This is a genomic window from Sporosarcina sp. NCCP-2331, from assembly GCF_023707945.1.
Taxonomy (GTDB): domain Bacteria; phylum Bacillota; class Bacilli; order Bacillales_A; family Planococcaceae; genus Sporosarcina; species Sporosarcina cascadiensis.
Window position 1 is genome coordinate 1 of record NZ_BRCD01000078.1, and the last position, 1,366, is coordinate 1,366.

The following is a 1,366-nucleotide window of genomic DNA, read 5'->3' on the forward strand; positions in this document are numbered from 1 at the left end:
TTTAATCCACGCGGCAGAGAAGTATATATCGGCTTGGATTTATCGCGGCTGGATGACTTGACTGCAATAGGATTGATATTCCCGACTGAAAATGAAAAATATTATGTTGATTCTCACGTATTCGTAGGAACAAAAGGCGGGCTGCAGGCAAAGATCGAACGGGACAAGATTGATTATGAAGCACTGGCCCGTGCGGGTATCGCTACGATAACGGATACTGAATCTGGCATCATAAACTATAAGCAGGTCATTTCTTGGCTTGTGAACTTTATTGAGCATAATAAACTTGATGTAAAAGGCATCATGTACGATCCGTGGGGAGCGCCTACGGTAATCACGGAATTAGAAGAATACGACTGGCCATTGATTGAAGTTGGTCAGGGGTATAGAGACCTGTCCGAACCATTAAAACAATTCCGTTTAGATGTGTTCGAAAAGAAAATCATGCACGATGGCAATCCGAACATAGAGATTGCGGTCAATAATGCCGTCGTTAAATATGACAACAACAGCAATATCATTCTGGATAAAAAAATAAATCGAAATAAAATTGATGCGATTGTCGCGATTACTACTGCATTCAGCCAGGCGATGTACCATGAGTACAATAACAATATGGAAGAATATATTTTGAGTGATGATTTCGGATTTTAGGGAGGTTGGAATTAATGGTTTTGGATTCGGTTCTAGTTTTCATAACTGCGAACGCAGCGCTGGGCGTCATATGTTTTTCTGTTTACATTAGTTACTTAAAAACAAAGAGTGAATTTAAGTGCAAATCGTGCGAGGAAGAAACGCGCAGACGCAACACGCTTAAACCTCCCCTACCACGTACTTAAAAACGTATATAAATAAATTCGGATCATCGCGATAAATAGGAGTGAAAAAATGAATATCGGAAAATTTACAGGCGCGCTGAAAGCGGTGGGTCTATTTTTATTGTCTAATATTACAGCTATTTTATTTTTAATAGGTCTGGCGTTCGTCTGTTACGCCGTCTTCCTCTTCCACATCGTGTGGGGATATGTAGCGGTCGGCGTCTGTTTAGTCATCGTAGCGATGATTCTAACCGCAGAAGGGAGGTGAGTAAATGGGCATTTTCACAAAACCAGAAACGCGCAGCTCCATTTTTACGGAAGAAGAACAACATGCGCTGATTTCTATGTTGCCAGGCTTCACCGGACTGGATGAACGGGTATATGCAGGCGCTGAAGCAATTAAAAACAGTGACGTATTCACAGCTGTCAAAATGATTGCCAGTGATATTGCGAGTCTGCGGTTAGAACACCTTGTGGATGAAATCAAGACGCCAGGTGATCCTCTTCTCTCTCTGTTTAACGTAAAGCCGAACCAATACTATATACTA

At 41.5% G+C, this 1,366-nt stretch carries 2 protein-coding genes and 1 pseudogene; all 3 read left to right on the forward strand.

Annotation, left to right across the window (positions count from 1 at the left end; all coding sequences use genetic code 11):
* On the forward strand, positions 1-654 hold a 654-nt coding region (locus NCCP2331_RS18235; protein WP_251672121.1), incomplete at its 5' end, for a terminase TerL endonuclease subunit.
* A gap of 234 nt (positions 655-888) precedes the next feature.
* On the forward strand, positions 889-1,086 hold the full coding sequence (locus NCCP2331_RS18240; protein ID WP_251672122.1) for a hypothetical protein: 198 nt from the start codon (positions 889-891) through the stop codon (positions 1,084-1,086).
* Positions 1,087-1,090: 4 nt separating this feature from the next.
* Positions 1,091-1,366, forward strand: a pseudogene (locus NCCP2331_RS18245) (phage portal protein); the annotation flags it as partial.

Excerpts from the sequence above, each read along its gene's own strand:
- NCCP2331_RS18240 (WP_251672122.1), top strand. The coding sequence starts at position 889 with ATGAATATCGGAAAATTTACAGGCGCGCTGAAAGCGGTGGGTCTATTT.